Genomic DNA, 15710 nt, shown 5'->3' with positions numbered 1-15710 from the left:
CGCGGGTGGGGTTCGGGGGGGGGGGGGGGGGGGGGGGGGGGGGTGTCCGTCCTCGGTCCGGCGGTTCTGCTGGTTCAACAGTGCTCGGTAACGGACGCCGGCCGCTGCGGGCGGACACCCCCCCACCCCGTCCCCTTCGCGCCGTACGCGGCTGTCGGTCCGTCGGGCTTTTAGGGGCGCGGGGAACTGCGCGACCAGCCCCCACCGGCCTGCAGCCGTAGGAACAACCCTGCGTACCCTCACGAGGAGACCCGCCCGCCCCTCAGGGAGACCCGTGACCCACCCCCTGCTCACCGCACTCACCTGGCGAGTCAGAGCCGAGGTCCACTCACACAAGTCGACCTGTGACTGCGGCGCAGCCACCCTCGCCGATCGCCCCGACGCGACAGTCGTCCGGCACGCGGACACCGTGGCCAAGGCGCACGCTCCCGACACGGTCCCCGCCGAACTGGCCCCCCGCCTCGCCACCGCCACCCAGAATCCCGGCATCCTTCTGCCCCCGCTCAGCCTGACGCCCGTCGACCTGCACGGCAGACTCGTCACCTTCTGGCCCTACGGCGCCCCCGTGGACCCGGAGAACCCGGACGCCGCCCCTTGGGAGTCCGCCGCCACCCTCCTCGCCCACCTCCACCGCACTCCCGCCCCACCCGGCCTGCCTCCCATGCGCGGTCCCGTCAAGGCCGCCCTCGCCGTGGCTCGCCTCCTCTCGGCCACCCGGCAGCAGCTCAACCCCGCCGTCGCCCCCGTCCTTCGCGCATGGTCCGCCCTCCCCGAATGGGCCCGCGCCGAGACCCCCATGTCCGACAGCACGACCCTCTGCCATGGCGACCTCCATCTCGGTCAACTCGTGCGCCACCCCGCCCCCGACGGTCCCTGGCGCCTCATAGACGTCGACGACCTCGGAGTAGGGGAGCCCGCCTGGGACCTCGCCCGGCCCGCGGCCTGGTACGCCTGTGGCCTGCTGGCGCCCGAGGACTGGGTCCGCTTCCTCGGTGCCTACCGTGCGGCCGGGGGCCCGGCCGTCCCCGCCGTCGGCGACCCCTGGCCCGCCCTGGACATCCCCGCCCGCGCCCTCACCGTGCAGACCGCCGCCCGGGCCGTCGCCAAGGCGGCAGCGGCGGACCGGCCACTGGACGACGTGGAGCGGGCCGTGGTGGACGCCTGTGACCGAATGGGTTTCACCCCGCCGGAGTTGGCGGACGGTATGGCGAAGTAGGGTGCAACCGACCAGGTCCGGACGGAGTCTGTCCTGGCGTAACGCGAAGCAGGACCAACGGGCGAGGAGTTGAGCAGACGATGCAGTGTCCGAAGTGTCACGCACCGATGCACACGTACAACCGCAACGGTGTCCAGATCGAGCAGTGCAGCGGCTGCCGCGGGATCTTTCTCGACTACGGCGAGCTGGAGGCGCTGACCCGACTGGAGGGCCAGTACGGCGGCGGCCCCGTCGTTCCACCGCCACCGGCCGCTCCGCAGTACCCTGCCGCGCCCGGCGCACCGGCCTGGGGCGCGCCGCAGCACGGCGGCGGTCACTACGGCGGCCACGGTGGTCATCACGGCGGTCACCACCGCAACCGCGGCTTCGGCCACATGCTGTTCTCCAGCTGACGACCAACGATGAAGCCCCCGGCCGCAGGGCCGGGGGCTTCGGTGTGTGGACGATACTGGGATTGAACCAGTGACCTCTTCCGTGTCAGGGAAGCGCTCTCCCGCTGAGCTAATCGTCCTCGGGACCACGATCAAGATCGTGAATACTGCGTGCGCGATACTGGGATTGAACCAGTGACCTCTTCCGTGTCAGGGAAGCGCTCTCCCGCTGAGCTAATCGCGCGGGGGGATCCGAAGATCCAGTGGACGATACTGGGATTGAACCAGTGACCTCTTCCGTGTCAGGGAAGCGCTCTCCCGCTGAGCTAATCGTCCGTGGAGGTGGAGACGGGATTTGAACCCGTGTAGACGGCTTTGCAGGCCGTTGCCTCGCCTCTCGGCCACTCCACCAGGAGTGCAGGGGCTCGGGAAGATCCCCTGTTCCCATCGAGCGGACGACGAGGCTCGAACTCGCGACCTCAACCTTGGCAAGGTTGCGCTCTACCAACTGAGCTACGTCCGCTTGTCGTTTCGTTCCGCTCTCGCGGCCCGGCGACGAGTTGAACTCTAGCGGATTCCGGGGCCAGTACAAAAACGCGTTTGCGCAGCGTGCTGCGGTGCGTACGTCGACGTACGTGGTCAGGGCGGCCTGAGGGACATGGCCAGGTCACCCGCAGGACACCAGCCATAGACTCGACAGCGTGCTCGACCTCGCCCCTCTCGCCCGTTTCGGCGACCGCCTCGCCACCGGTCTCCTCGATGTCACCAGCGATCCCGCGGCCCTGGACTCCACCGGCTTCTGGGCCGTCGCAGCGGACTTCGAGGGTGGGCTGACCTGCGCCCGCTTCGCCGACGTACGTCAGGCGCCGGTGCCCGCGCCGGTGCCGGGGGCGTGGCAGGGGCCGGGGACCGGTGACTGGACGTCGTCGCTGGATCGCGCCGCGTACACGGAGGGCGTACGGCGGATCCGCGCGCACATCGCCGCCGGCGAGGTGTACCAGGCCAACCTCTGCCGGGTGCTGACCGCGTCCCTCATGCCCGGCGCCGACGTGGACGCGCTGACCGCGCTGCTGGCCCGCGGCAACCCGGCGCCGTACGCGGGAACGATCCGGCTGCCCGGACACGGGGTGGAGATCGCCACCGCGTCCCCCGAACTCTTCCTGCGCCGGGAGGGGCCGGTCGTGGAGTCGGGGCCGATCAAGGGCACCGGGCGGACCGAGGACGACCTGCTGGCCAAGGACTACGCCGAGAACGTGATGATCGTGGACCTGGTGCGCAATGACCTGGGCCGGGTGTGTGACACCGGCAGCGTCACCGTTCCCGACCTGTGTGCCGTCGAGAAGCATCCTGGTCTGGTCCATCTCGTGTCGACCGTGCGGGGCGAGCTGCGCGAGGGTGCCGGCTGGGCCGAGCTGCTCGACGCCGCCTTCCCGCCCGGCTCGGTCACCGGCGCTCCCAAGTCCAGTGCGTTGCGGATCATCGACGCGCTGGAGACCGCGCCGCGTGGGCCGTACTGCGGTGGTGTCGGGTGGGTCGACGCCGACCGCGGCACCGGCGAGCTGGCCGTCGGCATCCGTACCTTCTGGATCGACCGCGCCGAAGGCGTACTGCGCTTCGGCACCGGGGCCGGGATCACCTGGGGCTCCGACCCCGACGCGGAGTGGCGCGAGACCGAACTGAAGGCCGCCCGGCTGCTCGCGGTAGCGTCGGGAACGTACGAGGTGAGCGGAGAGGGACTACCGACGTGAAGATCTGGCTCGACGGCGGGTTGCAGAACACCGAGACTGCCCGTGTCTCCGTCTTCGACCACGGGCTGACCGTGGGCGACGGCATCTTCGAGACCGTGAAGGCGGTGCACGGCCGTCCGTTCGCGCTCACCCGGCATCTGGACCGGCTGACCCGGTCGGCGCGGGGTCTGGGGCTGCCCGACCCCGATCACGACGAGGTCCGCCGCGCCTGCGCCGCCGTACTCGCGGCGAACCCGATGCCTCTCGGGCGGCTGCGCATCACCTACACCGGCGGCCACGGTCCGCTGGGCTCCGACCGGGGCGAGCACGGACCGACCCTGGTGGTGGCCCTCGGGGAGTCCGGCCCCCGCCCCGACTCCACGGCCGTGATCACCGTCCCGTGGACGCGCAACGAGCGTGGCGCCCTCACCGGCCTCAAGACCACGTCGTACGCCGAGAACGTCGTCGCGCTCGCCCGCGCGCGTGAGCAGGGTGCCTCCGAGGCGCTGTTCGCCAACACCGTCGGGCAGTTGTGCGAGGGGACCGGGTCGAACGTGTTCGTCGTGCTCGACGGCGAGATCCACACCCCGCCGGTCGCCTCCGGCTGTCTGGCGGGCATCACACGCGCGTTGACCGCCGAATGGACCGGCGCCAAGGAGACCGACCTGCCGCTGGACGTCCTGGAGCGGGCCGACGAGGTCTTCCTCACCTCGACGCTGCGGGACATCCAGGCCGTGCACCGCGTCGACGCACGCGAACTGCCGGGCGCGCCGGGCCCGGTGACCGCCAAGGCCATGCGGATCTTCGTGGAGCGGGCCGGGGACGACCTCGATCCGTAAGAGGCCGCAAAGGGTCGCGATATTGGGCTGCTCCGGCGCGCGGCAGCGGGTAGAACTCCGGTGATGACCACCACCCTGCGGCCGATCGAGCCGCTCCAGCGCGGCGCCGACGGGGCGCTGTCCCGCCACTACAAGGTGTGCGTCAACAGTCGTCCCGTCGGCGCGATACACCTCGCGACCCACCCGACCTTCGGACCGAGCATCGCCCGGATCCAGGACCTGCGGATCGAGGAACCGGACCGCAGGCGCGGTCGGGGCACGGTCGCCGCGCTCGCCGCCGAGGAGGTGGCGCGGGGCTGGGGCTGCGGGCAGCTGGAGATCAGGGTCCCCGCCGACGCCGGGCCCGCGCTGCGGCTCGCCACCCTGCTCGGTTACGTCCATCGCAACCGCGGCATGGAGAAGCCGCTCGGCGTCACCGCGCCGGTACTGCCGGCGGGCAGCCGCGGCAGGCCCATGACGGAGGCCGAGTTCGGGCCGTGGGCGGAGCGGGGCATCGAGGAGTACGCCCGGGACTGGAGCGACCGCGGGGTGCCCGAGGCCGCGGCGAGGGCGAGGTCGGAGCGGGACAACGCACAGCTGGTGGAGCGCGGCCTCGCCACGGAGAAGGCGCTGTTCAGCGTCCTGGAGCACGAAGGTGTCCGGGTCGGGGTCCTGTGGGTGGAGTTCGTCGACGACACGGCATGGGTCTACGACGTCGAGACCGAGGAGGCCTTCCGCGGCCGAGGGCACGGCCGTTCCCTGATGCTGCTGGCCGAGGCCCAGGCGATCGCCTCCGGGAGACGGGTCCTGTGTCTCAACGTCTTCGCGGGCAACACACCGGCCGAGCGGCTGTACGAGTCGCTGGGGTACACGACGGTGGGTTACTCGATGTACAAAAGCCTGCTCTGAGGCCGGCTCATTCCCGGTCCGAGAGCCTGCTCTCGGACCTGCTCACTCCTGCCCGGCGAGCAGTCCGTCCATGATCTCCTCGATCCGCTCACGCAGTCCGTCCTGGTCCTTGCTGCCGTCGAGACGCTCGCCGCCGATGACGTAGGTCGGCGTGCCGGTGACGCCGATCGCCTTGCCCTCGGCCTGGTCGGCGTCCACGACCAGGATGTGCCGGCCGTCGATCAGCGCGGTGTCGAACTCCTCGGCGTCGAGCCCCAGTTCACGGGCGACCTCGACCAGGAGGGGTTCGCCCTGACGGTCCAGCTCCTCGACCCGTCCCAGCACGGCCTCGACGTACTCCCAGCCCTTCCCCTGCTCCAGCGCCTCCTCGGCGGCCTGCGCGGCGGCGAAGGAGTGCTTGTGCTTCTCCAACGGGAAGTGCCGCAGCCGCAGCTCCAGACGGTCGCCGTAACGGGCACGCAGGGCCCTGACGTCGTCCAGCGCGCCACGGCAGTCGGGACACTGCAGTTCGCACCAGACGTCGAGAACGGGCACGGCGGGGCGGACGGGGGAGGGGTCGCTCATGGCCCCAGTCTCCCAGCTCGGGCCTGCCCGGTGGCACCGACCCCGGTCATGCCCGGTGGCGGCATCCGCGCTCCCACCGGTGCCGCCCGACCGGCACCTCCGGAGGAGACGACCCGGAGATGTCCCTGATGTCCTGCCGCGGCATGGCCCGGCGGGGGTCGGGAGGTGCAGGATGGATAGGGACGAAGTGGCACCTGGCCGTCGACCCTGCCTGGAGGACCGGATGATTGCCGAGACCGTCTGTTCCGCCGTCGCCGCGGCCGGCCTGGGCATCGCGGCGGTCACGGCGTACCGAAAGCGCTTCCTCGCGGCCACCCGCATGGCCGCCTACTCCCTCGTCCCGCTCGGACTGGTGATGACGGGCGTCGTCGACTGGCTCGCGGACACCGCGTTCAGCCCCACGGCCTGGGCCGGCTTCGGTGTGCTCGGCCTGTCGTGGGTGCTGTTCTCGACCACGCGCGCGGTGGAGCGCCGCCGCGGCGGCACCCGCAAGGAGCGCAAGGCGGCCCGCGGCGCCCAGCAGGAGGCGGTGGCCCCCGCGGCCTCGGCGCCCTCGCTCGGCCCGGCCGCCAGTACCCCCGCCGTCCGCCCCGCGGGGCAACCCCGGACCACGGCGAACGCCGGGGACGACTTCAGCGACATCGAGGCCATCCTCAAGAAGCACGGCATATGACGGTCGCCTGACGAACTGAAACGTTCGCAGTGGGATCCGCGCCGGTCCGTAAACGATCAGAATCCAAAACGGACATCACGGAATGTGGCGAACTACCGCCCATTCCGGGCGTGTTGATCGCGCCGAGGGTGCCGACTGCGCCATCATCGCCGCGAGATGCTGGACACGAAACAGAGCGACACCACGCCGCCGCAGAACGAGCCGCGCGGATGCCTCTTCGCCCTTTCCCAGCCACCGCTGATGATCTTTCTTGCGGTGATCGGGTGTCTGCTGCTCATGGCTGCGCTGCACGACCTGCTGCTGCTCTGAGCCGTACCCGTGGTCCCCGGCGTCACCCGTCGGGGACCACGTCGCCACCCCCGCCCGGATCCCCGTCCCGGACCGCCGCCAGGACCTCTCAGCCCGCGGCCTCCTTGCGGCGCGCCCGGTACGCGGCCACATGCAGACGGTTTCCGCAGGTCCGGCTGTCGCAGTAGCGCCGGGAGCGGTTGCGGGACAGATCGACGAAGGCTCGACGGCAGTCGGGCGCCTCGCAGCGCCGCAAGCGCTCCTGCTCGCCGGCCACCACGAAGAAGGCAAGCGCCATCCCGCAGTCGGCCGCCAGGTGATCGGCGACGGAGGCGCCCGGCGCGAAGTAGTGCACATGCCAGTCGTAGCCGTCGTGGTCGGTGAGCTGGGGGGTGGTGCCGGCGGCGGCCACCAGTTCGTTGATCAGCGCGGCGGCGGTCCGGGCGTCCTGGGTGGCGAAGACCGAGGCGAACCTGCCGCGGATCTTGCGTACGGCCGACAGGTCGAACTCCGAGAGCACCCCGACATCGCTGATTTCGTGGTTTCCTACGAAGTCCTCAAGAGCCGCGACATCCGCCAGTGTGTCCGGCGCGTCGTCCTCCGGTGCGGTGTTCACCAGATCCACCACGGTGTCGAGGGCGCACCGGGTGTCGTGGGTGATCAACACGATTCGCTCCCTGGCCTGGGGGTCGGGCGGACGCCCGCCGATGCTGGCCGATGGTAGTGGCTCACAGGGGCCGGATGACGGGTCCGGCCCCCGCCGACCCGGTCCGGACGAGCCGACGGGCCCCGGCCGGACACACGACAGGTGCCGTGGCTGCAGCGCGCTCTGCAGCCACGGCACCTGTCGTTCCCTATCCGGTTGTATGTGCCCGAGCCGTCTCCCCGAGTGGACGGCGCCGGGCGGCTCTGTGCGGCCTCGCCCTAGCTTTCCGCCAGGATGTGCGAGAGCTCCTGATCCAGATCGAAGTGGCGGTGCTCCGTGCCCGGGGGCACGGCGGCGTCCGTTCGCTTCAGGAACGACTCCAGGGCCCGCGCCGGGGCCTCGAGCAGCGCCTCACCCTCCGGGGAGCTCAGGGCGATGCAGACGACGCCCTGACCGTGACTGCGCGACGGCCAGACTCGAACGTCGCCGGTTCCGGTGGGCCGGTGGAGGCCCTCCGCGAGGAGGTCGCGGGCGAACACCCACTCGACGGTCTCCTCGGCTCCGGTGTGGAAGGTGGCGTGCACGGCGTAGGGGTCGGCCGTGTCGTACCGCAGGCCTGCGGGGACAGGCAGGGAGGACTCGCTCGACACAACGAGGCGCAGGTGCAGCTCGCAGCTGACCGTGGTGTTCATAAGCGCCAGGGCCTTTCGCTCAGTGTGCGCTCGGGGATTCGCACGTCGGCGAAATCGACATGCCACCTACGGTGCCGTTGTAAACCCCTCTGAGTGTTTTGCGTGCCTTTACGTAACTCTTCCGGCCGAGAACCCCTTGTGGAGGTACGACCATTCCGGTGACCGGTTTCTCTCCGGTAGGGTTCGGCTGTATGAATACGGGGAGTGACGAGCCGGGCGAGGTTGCCGTGGCATCTGATGAGACCGGCGACAAGACGGACGAGGCGCGGGACGAGCAGGGGCTCGGTTCCAGAGCGCCGGAATTCATCAAGGCGCGGCGGCTGCTGCATCTGAGCTGGCAGGTCTGCGTCTTTGTCATCGGCCTCGCGGTCGTGGTCGCCGGCATCATCATGCTGCCGCTGCCGGGACCCGGCTGGGTCGTGATCTTCGGCGGTATGGCGATCTGGGCGACCGAGTTCGTGTGGGCCCAGCTCGTGCTCCGCTGGACCAAGCGCAAGGTGACCGCGGCGGCCCAGCGCGCCCTCGATCCCAGGGTGCGGCGGCGCAACATCACACTGACGGTGATCGGCCTCGTGATCGTGGCGGCGATCCTCGGTGTCTACCTGTGGAAGTTCGGCTTCGAGATGCCCTGGAACATCAAGGACCAGTGACCCGCGCGTGGGGGTGCCGGACCGGTCACCGCTGGTCACAGGCACCCCCTGACATGGGGTAATCTTCTTCCTGCACCCGGGCGATTAGCTCAGTGGGAGAGCGCTTCGTTCACACCGAAGAGGTCACTGGTTCGAACCCAGTATCGCCCACCCGGACCGAGGGCCCGTCCGCGACAACGCGGACGGGCCCTCGGTGTGCGTACGGACTCAGGTGCGGGCCGACTGACGCCGTGCTCTCGTGTGATTCGCAGTCTCGGCCCCGCGTGACCGTCCGCAGCCGCATCGCTGCGGCGCCCGTCCTTTTCCGGCCGTCCGCTGATCTCGTACGGCGGCCTGCGCTCCGTTCGACCGGCCGACCCCGCGCCTCTCACCTGGGGGTTCGTCAATTCCTCGGTGTCGCCTGGCCGTTGAGCGGACCCGAAGCTCTTGCTTCACTCACAAGAAATTCCTGTCCGAATCATTGACGCACTCCCGGGCCCTCCGTAGCTTGTGCCAGCAAGCGCTTACTTGAAACGATTCATGCAGGCGGCGACGCTGCGGGGAGGGGCCTGACTGTGGGAACCAGTAGGAATGTTGAGAGGCGTACGATCCTGAAGGCGGCCGGTGCCACAGCGGCGACGCTGGGGCTGGCCGCGACGGCGGGATGCGGTGGGGACAGTGGCGGTTCCGGAGACGGGAATGTGACACTCCGTTATGCATGGTGGGGCGGTGAGCCGCGCACCATCGCCATCAAGAAGACGATCGCGCTCTTCGAGAAGAAGTACCCGAAGATCAAGATCAAGCCTGAATTCACCGACTACGAAGCGTTCTGGGAGAAGTTCCAGACGCAGGCCTCCGGTGGAAATCCGCCGGACGTTTTCCAGAATGCGGTCGGTTTCCTGCGCAAGTACGACAAGCGCGGTGTTCTGCTGGATCTCAAGTCGCAGGCGGACGCCGGGAATCTGAGCCTGGACAACTTCCGCAACGGCGTTCTGGCGAACGGTCAGGTCGACGGCAAGCAGATCGCCATCCCCGTCGGTGCCAACACCATGGCGCTCGTCATCGACCTCAAGGCCTTCGAGAAGGCGGGCGTCGAGGCGAAGATGGGCTGGACCTGGGACGAGTACTTCGACGCGCTCCAGACGATCCAGGACAAGCTGAAGATCGCCGGCGACACCGGCTACTTCGGCATCATGTACCTCTACGACCTGTATCTGCGTCAGAACGGCAAGGCCTTCTACACCGACTCCGATCTCGGCTTCACCGAGGACGATCTGACGCAGTGGTGGGAGGACGGCTACAAGCGCGTGAAGTCCGGCCTCGTCGCCGACCCGAAGAAGATCGAGCAGGTCAAGCCCAAGTCCGGTCTCTCGGCGGGACTCGCCGCGTCCGAGTTCACCTGGGACAACTTCTCCATCCGCTACGAGGGCGAGGGCACGTCGGACTACGGGCTCGCGCCGATCCCCACCACGGACGGCAAGCAGACGGGCCAGTACCTCGGCTCGCTGATGCTCAGCGCCTTCTCCGGGACCAAGCACCCCAAGGAAGCCGCCCAGTTCATCAGTTTCATGGTCCACGACCCCGAGGTCGGCAAGATCATGGGCTACGACCGCGGCATCCTCGCCACCACCGAGCAGTACGACGCGTTCAAGCCCACCGACGCCAACAACAAGGGTGTCGCGGCGTACGAGGACGAGGTCGCCAAGGCGGGCGTCCTGGGGAAGATCACCCCGCACCCGTCCGGCGCGGACGTCATCGAGGCGGCCTTCCTGCGCCTCGGCGGTGAGGTCGCCCAGGGCAAGTCCAAGCCGGCCGACGCCGCCAAGTCGCTGTTCAGCGAGGCCAAGGCCGCGTTCGCGGGCTGAGGGGACGTACCACCATGACGCTCGTCAAGGAAGCGCCCGTGCGCCCGGCGAAGAAGCGGTCCGCCGCTCCCGCCGCCGGGCGGCGCGGGCGGCGCCGCGAGAACCTCGCCGGCTATCTCTTCATGTCGCCGTGGATCGCGGGATTCCTGCTGCTCACGGCGGGGCCGATGATCGCGTCGCTGTACTACGCGTTCACCCGGTACAACCTGTTCACGCCGCCCGAGTGGGTGGGTTTCGACAACTTCACGACGATGTTCCATGACCCGCGCTGGCAGAAGTCGGTGGAGGTCACGCTCAAGTACGTCGTCGTGGCCACTCCGCTGAAGCTGCTGCTCGCGCTCGGTGTCGCGCTGCTGCTCGCACAGAGCCGACGCGGGCAGGGCCTGTACCGGGCCGCGTTCTACATGCCCTCCCTCATCGGCGCCAGCGTCTCCGTCGGCTTCGTGTGGCGGGCACTGTTCTCCGACGACGCGATCGTGGACCGTACCCAGAAAATCTTCGGCGTCGACGTGGGCGGCTGGATCGGCAACCCGGACTACGTCCTCTACTCCCTGGTGGCCCTGAGCATCTGGCAGTTCGGCGCGCCGATGGTGATCTTCCTGGCCGGTCTCAAGCAGGTCCCGCGGGAGCTGTACGAGGCGGCCGAGGTGGACGGCGCCGGCCCCTTCCGCAGGTTCTGGAACATCACGCTGCCGATGATCTCCCCAGTGCTGTTCTTCAACGTGCTGCTGGAGTCCATCCACGCGTTCCAGGTGTTCGGCTCCGCCTACGTCGTCTCAGACACCCGGTGCGGGCCCGCCGACGCCACCCTCGTCTACACCTGTTACCTCTACCAGAAGGGCTTCAAGGAGGCCCAGATGGGCTTCGCCGCCGCGATGGCCTGGTCGCTGGTGGTGGCGGTGGCGCTGGTCACGGCGGTCCTGTTCTGGTCGCAGAAGAAGTGGGTGCACTACGAGGAGGCCGCCAAGTGACCACTGTCAGCACCCCTGTGGTGCGCACCGCGAACGAGCGACGGCGCACCGGATCGATCGCCTGGCACGTGGGCTCGCTCGCTGTCCTCGCGGTCGTCCTGTACCCCGTGATCTGGGTCCTCGGCGCCTCGTTCAAGCCGAGCAAGGACATCATCGCCAGCATCGACCTGCTGCCGTCCAAGCCGGTCTGGGCGAACTTCTCCGGGCTCGCCGACGGCATCTCCGGCATCTCCATCAGCAGCTTCTTCATGAACTCGCTGATGTACGCGGGCCTCGCCGTGGCCGGTGTCGTGATCTCCAGCTCGCTGACCGCGTACGCCTTCGCCAAGATCCGGTTCGCCGGGCGGAACCTGCTGTTCACGCTGATGATCGGCACCCTGCTGCTGCCGTACCACGTGCTGCTCATCCCGCAGTACGTGATGTTCCGCAAGCTGGAACTCGTCGACACGCTGGTGCCGCTCGTGGCCGGCAAGTTCCTGGCGACGGAGGCGTTCTTCGTCTTCCTGATGGTGCAGTTCATGCGTGGGCTGCCGCGCGAGCTGGACGAGGCCGCCAAGCTCGACGGCTGCGGGCACCTGCGGACCTACTGGTCGATCGTGCTGCCGCTGTGCCGCCCCGCCCTCATCACCAGCGCCATCTTCACCTTCATCAACGCGTGGAACGACTTCATGGGGCCGTTGATCTACCTCAACACCCCCTCCAAGTACACCGTCTCGCTGGGCCTGATGATGTTCCGTGACCAGGAGGGCATCTCCAACTACGGCAGCATGATCGCGATGTCGCTGGTGGCGCTGGTGCCGGTCATCGCCTTCTTCATGGCCTTCCAGCGGTATCTGATCGACGGTATGGCGACCTCCGGACTGAAGTGAGGCGGTCAGCATGGCGCAAGCGCGTGTGAAGGCCCGTAAGGCGTCCGTGTTCGGCGGTGAGCGCTTCGCGGTCTTCGCCGAGTCCCTGCTCACCGGCGTGTGGATCGCCGTGGCCTGTCTCGGGGGCGTCACCTACCCCGCGGCCTTCGCCGCCGGCGCCCGGCATCTGCGGCGCCGTACGGGCCATCAGGCAGGGGGCTGGCGGGAGTTCGTCGCGGACTTCCGTACGGCCGTGCGCCGCGGGTGGCTCGTCGGGGTCGCCGGGTGGGTCGCGGCGGCCGCGGTCTGGGTGGACGTCCAGGCCGCGCGGGCCGGGATCCCCGGTGGTCCGCTCGTCGGCGCCGTCGGACTGTTCGCGCTGATCGGCCTGGCGGTGGCCGGTCTCCGCGCGGCGGCCGTCTGGGTTCCGGGCGCCTCCTGGCGCGAGCTGCTCGCGGACGCCGTACGCCGGACCCTGCGCGACCCCGCCGGGTCCTTCCTGATCGTCGCTGGACTCGCCGTCGTGGCCCTGACCGCGGGGTTCCTCGCACCGCTGGCGGTCCCGGTCCTCGGGGCCGTCGCGGCGGCGGCCGTCGCCGTGGAGGAACGCCACCGGCGCCGCTGACGAGCGGTGCCCTCGACCAAGGTCGGCGCCCCGGGCGCCGTACCTCTCACTGTCATGCCCCTGACCATTCGTACGTGGAAGGAAGGTCATGTCCCCCATCCCCCGCAGGTCCATCCTCAAGGCGGCCGCCGTCGCCGGAGCCGCCGCACAGTTCAGCTGGGCGCTAGGGGCCAAGGACGCTCAGGCCGCCCCGAGAGCCGCCGAGGCCGACGACGGTCCGGTGACCCTGGACTGGCTGGAGGACGGCGGCCTCGGCGCCGCACCCGGCTCCACCGTCGGCGTCCCCTGGCCCAGGGGCGTCTACCAGCCGGACCAGAAGTTCGCGGTCACGGACGCGGACGGCAAGGACGTGCCGGTCCAGTCCTGGCCGATCGGCTACTGGCCCGACGGCTCGCTCAAGTGGACGGCCCACGCCGTCAGTTCGGGCAACGGCAAGCTGTCGCTGAGCGCCGGTGACGCCGCCGTACCCGACAAGAAGGTCACCGTCGACAAGAGCGGCGGCACGATCACCGTCTCCACCGGTGTCATCACCGCGAAGATCGGCAAGTCCGGTGCCACGCTCATCAAGTCGGTCACCCGCGGATCGACGGAGATCGCCAGGAACGGGCGGCTCGTGCTGATCCGCCAGCCCGAGATCGAGGACGAGGACCAGGGCACGGTCAAGACCGAGCGCTTCGAGGGTGCCATCTCCTCCGTGACCGTCGAACAGGACGGCCCGGTACGGGCGGTGGTCCGTATCGACGGCAAGCACCGCAAGGGCAGCCGGAGTTGGCTGCCGTTCTCGATCCGGCTGTACTTCTTCGCGGGCGCCGGCTCCTTCCGCATGGTGCACACCATCACCTTCGACGGCACCCAGGAGCCCGGCAAGGCGAGCGGCGACTTCATCCGCGGCATCGGTGTCCGCTTCAGCGTGCCGATGCGCGACCAGTCCTACGACCGCCACATCCGCATCGGCGGCGAGGGCACCGGTCTGCTGCGGGAGGCCGTCAAGGGCATCACCGGGCTGCGCCGCGACCCCGGCATCGCCGTGCAGGAGGCCCAGTACGCGGGCCAGAAGCTGCCCGACCCCGCGACCTGGGACCAGCGGGTGACCACCCGCCTCCAGTACATCCCCGAGTGGGGCGACTACACCCTGGCCCAGCTCTCCGCCGACGGCTTCACCCTGCGCAAGCGCACCAAGAAGGGGTACGGCTGGATCGGCGCCGGCGGCGGGAAGCGGGCCTCCGGATTCGGTTACGTCGGTGGCGCGAGCGGCGGATTCTCCTTCGGGCTCCGGGACTTCTGGGAGAAGCACCCCGCCCAGCTCGACATCCGCGACGCCCACACCGACGAGGCCGAGGTCACCCTCTGGCTCTGGTCGCCCGAAGCACAACCCATGGACCTGCGCTTCTACCACGACGGCATGGGCCAGGACACCTTCGCCGAACAACTCGAAGGCCTCAACATCACCTACGAGGACTACGAGCCGGAGTTCGGCACGCCCTACGGCATCGCCCGTACGTCGGAACTGCTGTTCTGGGCCAACGAGTCCACGCCCTCCCCGGAGACCCTGGCCCAACAGGTCGCGGCCGTACGGGTGTTGCCGCAGCTCGCCGCGCCGCCCAAGCAGCTCATCAAGGCCAAGGTCTTCGGGCCCGGCCTGTACTCCGAGCCCGACCGGTCGACCCCGGCCAAGGCGAAGATCGAGGACCACCTCGACTTCCTCTTCACCTACTACAAGGACCAGGTGGAGCAACGCCGTTGGTACGGCTTCTGGGACTACGGCGACATCATGCACACCTATGACACCGTCAGGCACCAGTGGCGGTACGACATCGGCGGCTACGCATGGGACAACTCCGAGCTCTCGCCGGATCTTTGGCTGTGGTTCGCCTACATCAGGTCGGGCCGCGCGGACATCTTCCGGTTCGCCGAGGCCATGACCCGGCACACCGGTGAGGTGGACGTATACCACCTGGGGCAGTGGGCCGGACTCGGTACCCGACACGGTGTGCAGCACTACGCCGACAGCGCGAAGCAGCAGCGCATCGCCAACACGACGTATCGCCGCTACTACTACTTCCTCACCGCCGACGAGCGCGTGGGTGACCTCATGCACGCCAACGTCGACTCCGACGAGACGTTCCTGGTCCTGGACCCGCTGCGCAAGGTGCGCACCGACCCGTACACGCCCGACCGGCACGCGCTGTCGATCGGCTTCGGCACGGACTGGAGCGGTCTGGTGTCGGCCTGGCTGACCGAGTGGGAGCGCAAGGGGCCGAAGTGGGAGAAGGCAAAGGCGCGGGTGCTGTCGACGATGGAGGGAATCGCCGCCCAGCCCAACGGCTTCGTACAGGGGAGCGGGCTGTACGACCTCGACACGGGCAAGTTCGCGGTCGCTTCGGCTCCGGTGGTCGGGGTCTCGCATCTGTCCGCCGTGTTCGGGCTGAACGAGCTGTGCGCTGAGCTCATCGACCTCGTCGACATGCCGAAGTTCAACGAGGCGTACTTCGACTACTGCCGGTACTTCAACGCGACCAAGGCCGAGCAGGCGGCGCGGTACGGGTCCAACTTCGGGACGCTGCTGCTCTTCCAGGGGCACTCGCGGCTGGATGCGTACGCGGCGGTGCAGACGGGGGACACGAAGTTGGCCACGCGCGCGTGGGACAAGTTCTACAACTCCGACGGGTACAAGGAGTCGGCGCCCTGGAAGACGGAGGCGTTGAGCGGGCCGGTGGCGTTGGTGGCGGGTAGTGAGGCTGCGTGGGTGGCTACCAATGACACCGCTTTGTATGGGCTGGCCGCTATCGAGAACCTGGCGCTTCTTGGGGACAAGATGCCGTAGGGGCTTGGGTGGTGGGGAACTGCGGGGCCGTTGTGGCTGGTCGC

The 15710-nt window shown here is 69.2% G+C and carries 16 protein-coding genes and 6 tRNA genes; 14 read left to right on the top strand and 8 right to left on the bottom strand.

Features of this window, described 5'->3' with window-relative positions; genetic code table 11:
* The first annotated feature begins 274 nt into the window (after positions 1 to 274).
* The gene (locus ACI2L1_RS17650) at positions 275 to 1216 is read left to right on the top strand and encodes a phosphotransferase family protein (RefSeq protein ID WP_404740217.1); all 942 of its coding nucleotides are present in this window, start codon (positions 275 to 277) and stop codon (positions 1214 to 1216) included.
* Between the two features lie 80 nt (positions 1217 to 1296).
* Complete coding sequence (locus ACI2L1_RS17645) at positions 1297 to 1608, top strand: zf-TFIIB domain-containing protein (RefSeq protein ID WP_031054045.1); 312 nt, start codon at positions 1297 to 1299, stop codon at positions 1606 to 1608.
* Between the two features lie 47 nt (positions 1609 to 1655).
* Here the strand turns inward: ACI2L1_RS17645 and ACI2L1_RS17640 are convergent.
* The 5 genes from ACI2L1_RS17640 to ACI2L1_RS17620 all read right to left on the bottom strand — a co-directional run bounded on the left by ACI2L1_RS17640 (position 1656) and on the right by ACI2L1_RS17620 (position 2110).
* Positions 1656 to 1727, bottom strand: a tRNA-Val gene (locus ACI2L1_RS17640).
* A 32-nt stretch (positions 1728 to 1759) separates the two neighbouring features.
* Positions 1760 to 1831 (bottom strand) — tRNA-Val (locus ACI2L1_RS17635).
* A gap of 20 nt (positions 1832 to 1851) precedes the next feature.
* Positions 1852 to 1923, bottom strand: a tRNA-Val gene (locus tag ACI2L1_RS17630).
* A 1-nt stretch (position 1924) separates the two neighbouring features.
* Positions 1925 to 1998: transfer RNA gene (locus ACI2L1_RS17625), tRNA-Cys, on the bottom strand.
* Between the two features lie 39 nt (positions 1999 to 2037).
* Positions 2038 to 2110: transfer RNA gene (locus tag ACI2L1_RS17620), tRNA-Gly, on the bottom strand.
* Between the two features lie 178 nt (positions 2111 to 2288).
* On the opposite strand from ACI2L1_RS17620, the gene ACI2L1_RS17615 reads away from it, so the two are divergent.
* From ACI2L1_RS17615 to ACI2L1_RS17605, 3 genes are read left to right on the top strand one after another with little or no spacing between them, the layout of a single operon-like run.
* Entirely contained in the window at positions 2289 to 3335 is a 1047-nt protein-coding gene (locus tag ACI2L1_RS17615; RefSeq protein ID WP_404740216.1) for a chorismate-binding protein, read from the top strand.
* Complete coding sequence (locus tag ACI2L1_RS17610; protein ID WP_404740215.1) at positions 3332 to 4153, top strand: aminotransferase class IV; 822 nt, start codon at positions 3332 to 3334, stop codon at positions 4151 to 4153. The genes ACI2L1_RS17615 and ACI2L1_RS17610 overlap by 4 nt, the downstream gene beginning before the upstream one ends.
* A gap of 60 nt (positions 4154 to 4213) precedes the next feature.
* Positions 4214 to 5041, top strand: a complete 828-nt coding sequence (locus tag ACI2L1_RS17605; protein WP_404740214.1) for a GNAT family N-acetyltransferase — start codon at positions 4214 to 4216, stop codon at positions 5039 to 5041.
* A 42-nt stretch (positions 5042 to 5083) separates the two neighbouring features.
* Here ACI2L1_RS17605 and ACI2L1_RS17600 read toward each other — a convergent pair whose 3' ends face one another.
* The gene (locus tag ACI2L1_RS17600; protein ID WP_404740213.1) at positions 5084 to 5605 is read right to left on the bottom strand and encodes a DsbA family protein; all 522 of its coding nucleotides are present in this window, start codon (positions 5603 to 5605) and stop codon (positions 5084 to 5086) included.
* A 223-nt stretch (positions 5606 to 5828) separates the two neighbouring features.
* On the opposite strand from ACI2L1_RS17600, the gene ACI2L1_RS17595 reads away from it, so the two are divergent.
* Together ACI2L1_RS17595 and ACI2L1_RS17590 are read left to right on the top strand one after the other, a co-directional pair.
* A complete protein-coding gene (locus tag ACI2L1_RS17595) occupies positions 5829 to 6278 on the top strand; it encodes a hypothetical protein (protein ID WP_404740212.1) in 450 nt (149 codons plus the stop codon).
* Positions 6279 to 6434: 156 nt separating this feature from the next.
* Positions 6435 to 6587: a hypothetical protein gene (locus tag ACI2L1_RS17590; RefSeq protein ID WP_404740211.1), complete on the top strand. Its 153-nt coding sequence runs from the start codon at positions 6435 to 6437 to the stop codon at positions 6585 to 6587.
* Positions 6588 to 6675: 88 nt separating this feature from the next.
* Here the strand turns inward: ACI2L1_RS17590 and ACI2L1_RS17585 are convergent, their stop codons facing one another.
* Both ACI2L1_RS17585 and ACI2L1_RS17580 read right to left on the bottom strand, forming a co-directional pair.
* Positions 6676 to 7233, bottom strand: coding sequence for a CGNR zinc finger domain-containing protein (locus tag ACI2L1_RS17585; protein WP_404740210.1), 558 nt, complete (start codon positions 7231 to 7233; stop codon positions 6676 to 6678).
* A gap of 257 nt (positions 7234 to 7490) precedes the next feature.
* Positions 7491 to 7904, bottom strand: a complete 414-nt coding sequence (locus tag ACI2L1_RS17580; protein WP_004002642.1) for an SsgA family sporulation/cell division regulator — start codon at positions 7902 to 7904, stop codon at positions 7491 to 7493.
* Between the two features lie 191 nt (positions 7905 to 8095).
* Between ACI2L1_RS17580 and ACI2L1_RS17575 the strand changes: the two genes are divergently transcribed.
* The 7 genes from ACI2L1_RS17575 to ACI2L1_RS17545 all read left to right on the top strand — a co-directional run bounded on the left by ACI2L1_RS17575 (position 8096) and on the right by ACI2L1_RS17545 (position 15666).
* Positions 8096 to 8554 (top strand): TIGR02611 family protein, encoded by a 459-nt coding sequence (locus tag ACI2L1_RS17575; protein WP_404740209.1) that lies wholly within the window; start codon positions 8096 to 8098, stop codon positions 8552 to 8554.
* Between the two features lie 78 nt (positions 8555 to 8632).
* Positions 8633 to 8704: transfer RNA gene (locus tag ACI2L1_RS17570), tRNA-Val, on the top strand.
* A 404-nt stretch (positions 8705 to 9108) separates the two neighbouring features.
* Positions 9109 to 10398 carry an extracellular solute-binding protein gene (locus ACI2L1_RS17565; RefSeq protein WP_404740208.1) on the top strand — a complete coding sequence of 430 codons (1290 nt, stop codon included), beginning with the start codon at positions 9109 to 9111 and terminating at the stop codon, positions 10396 to 10398.
* Between the two features lie 14 nt (positions 10399 to 10412).
* The gene (locus tag ACI2L1_RS17560) at positions 10413 to 11369 is read left to right on the top strand and encodes a carbohydrate ABC transporter permease (RefSeq protein WP_404740207.1); all 957 of its coding nucleotides are present in this window, start codon (positions 10413 to 10415) and stop codon (positions 11367 to 11369) included.
* Positions 11366 to 12238 (top strand): carbohydrate ABC transporter permease, encoded by an 873-nt coding sequence (locus tag ACI2L1_RS17555; protein ID WP_404740206.1) that lies wholly within the window; start codon positions 11366 to 11368, stop codon positions 12236 to 12238. The genes ACI2L1_RS17560 and ACI2L1_RS17555 overlap by 4 nt, the downstream gene beginning before the upstream one ends.
* A gap of 10 nt (positions 12239 to 12248) precedes the next feature.
* Positions 12249 to 12842 carry a hypothetical protein gene (locus ACI2L1_RS17550; protein WP_404740205.1) on the top strand — a complete coding sequence of 198 codons (594 nt, stop codon included), beginning with the start codon at positions 12249 to 12251 and terminating at the stop codon, positions 12840 to 12842.
* An 88-nt stretch (positions 12843 to 12930) separates the two neighbouring features.
* Positions 12931 to 15666, top strand: coding sequence for a Tat pathway signal sequence domain protein (locus ACI2L1_RS17545; RefSeq protein ID WP_404740204.1), 2736 nt, complete (start codon positions 12931 to 12933; stop codon positions 15664 to 15666).
* Positions 15667 to 15710: the final 44 nt, after the last annotated feature.

The sequence above is a fragment of the Streptomyces sp. NPDC019531 genome (genome assembly GCF_044903305.1).
Lineage (GTDB): Bacteria > Actinomycetota > Actinomycetes > Streptomycetales > Streptomycetaceae > Streptomyces.
The sequence above is the reverse complement of the archived record's forward strand: the minus strand, read 5'-3'. Positions and strand labels throughout refer to the sequence as shown.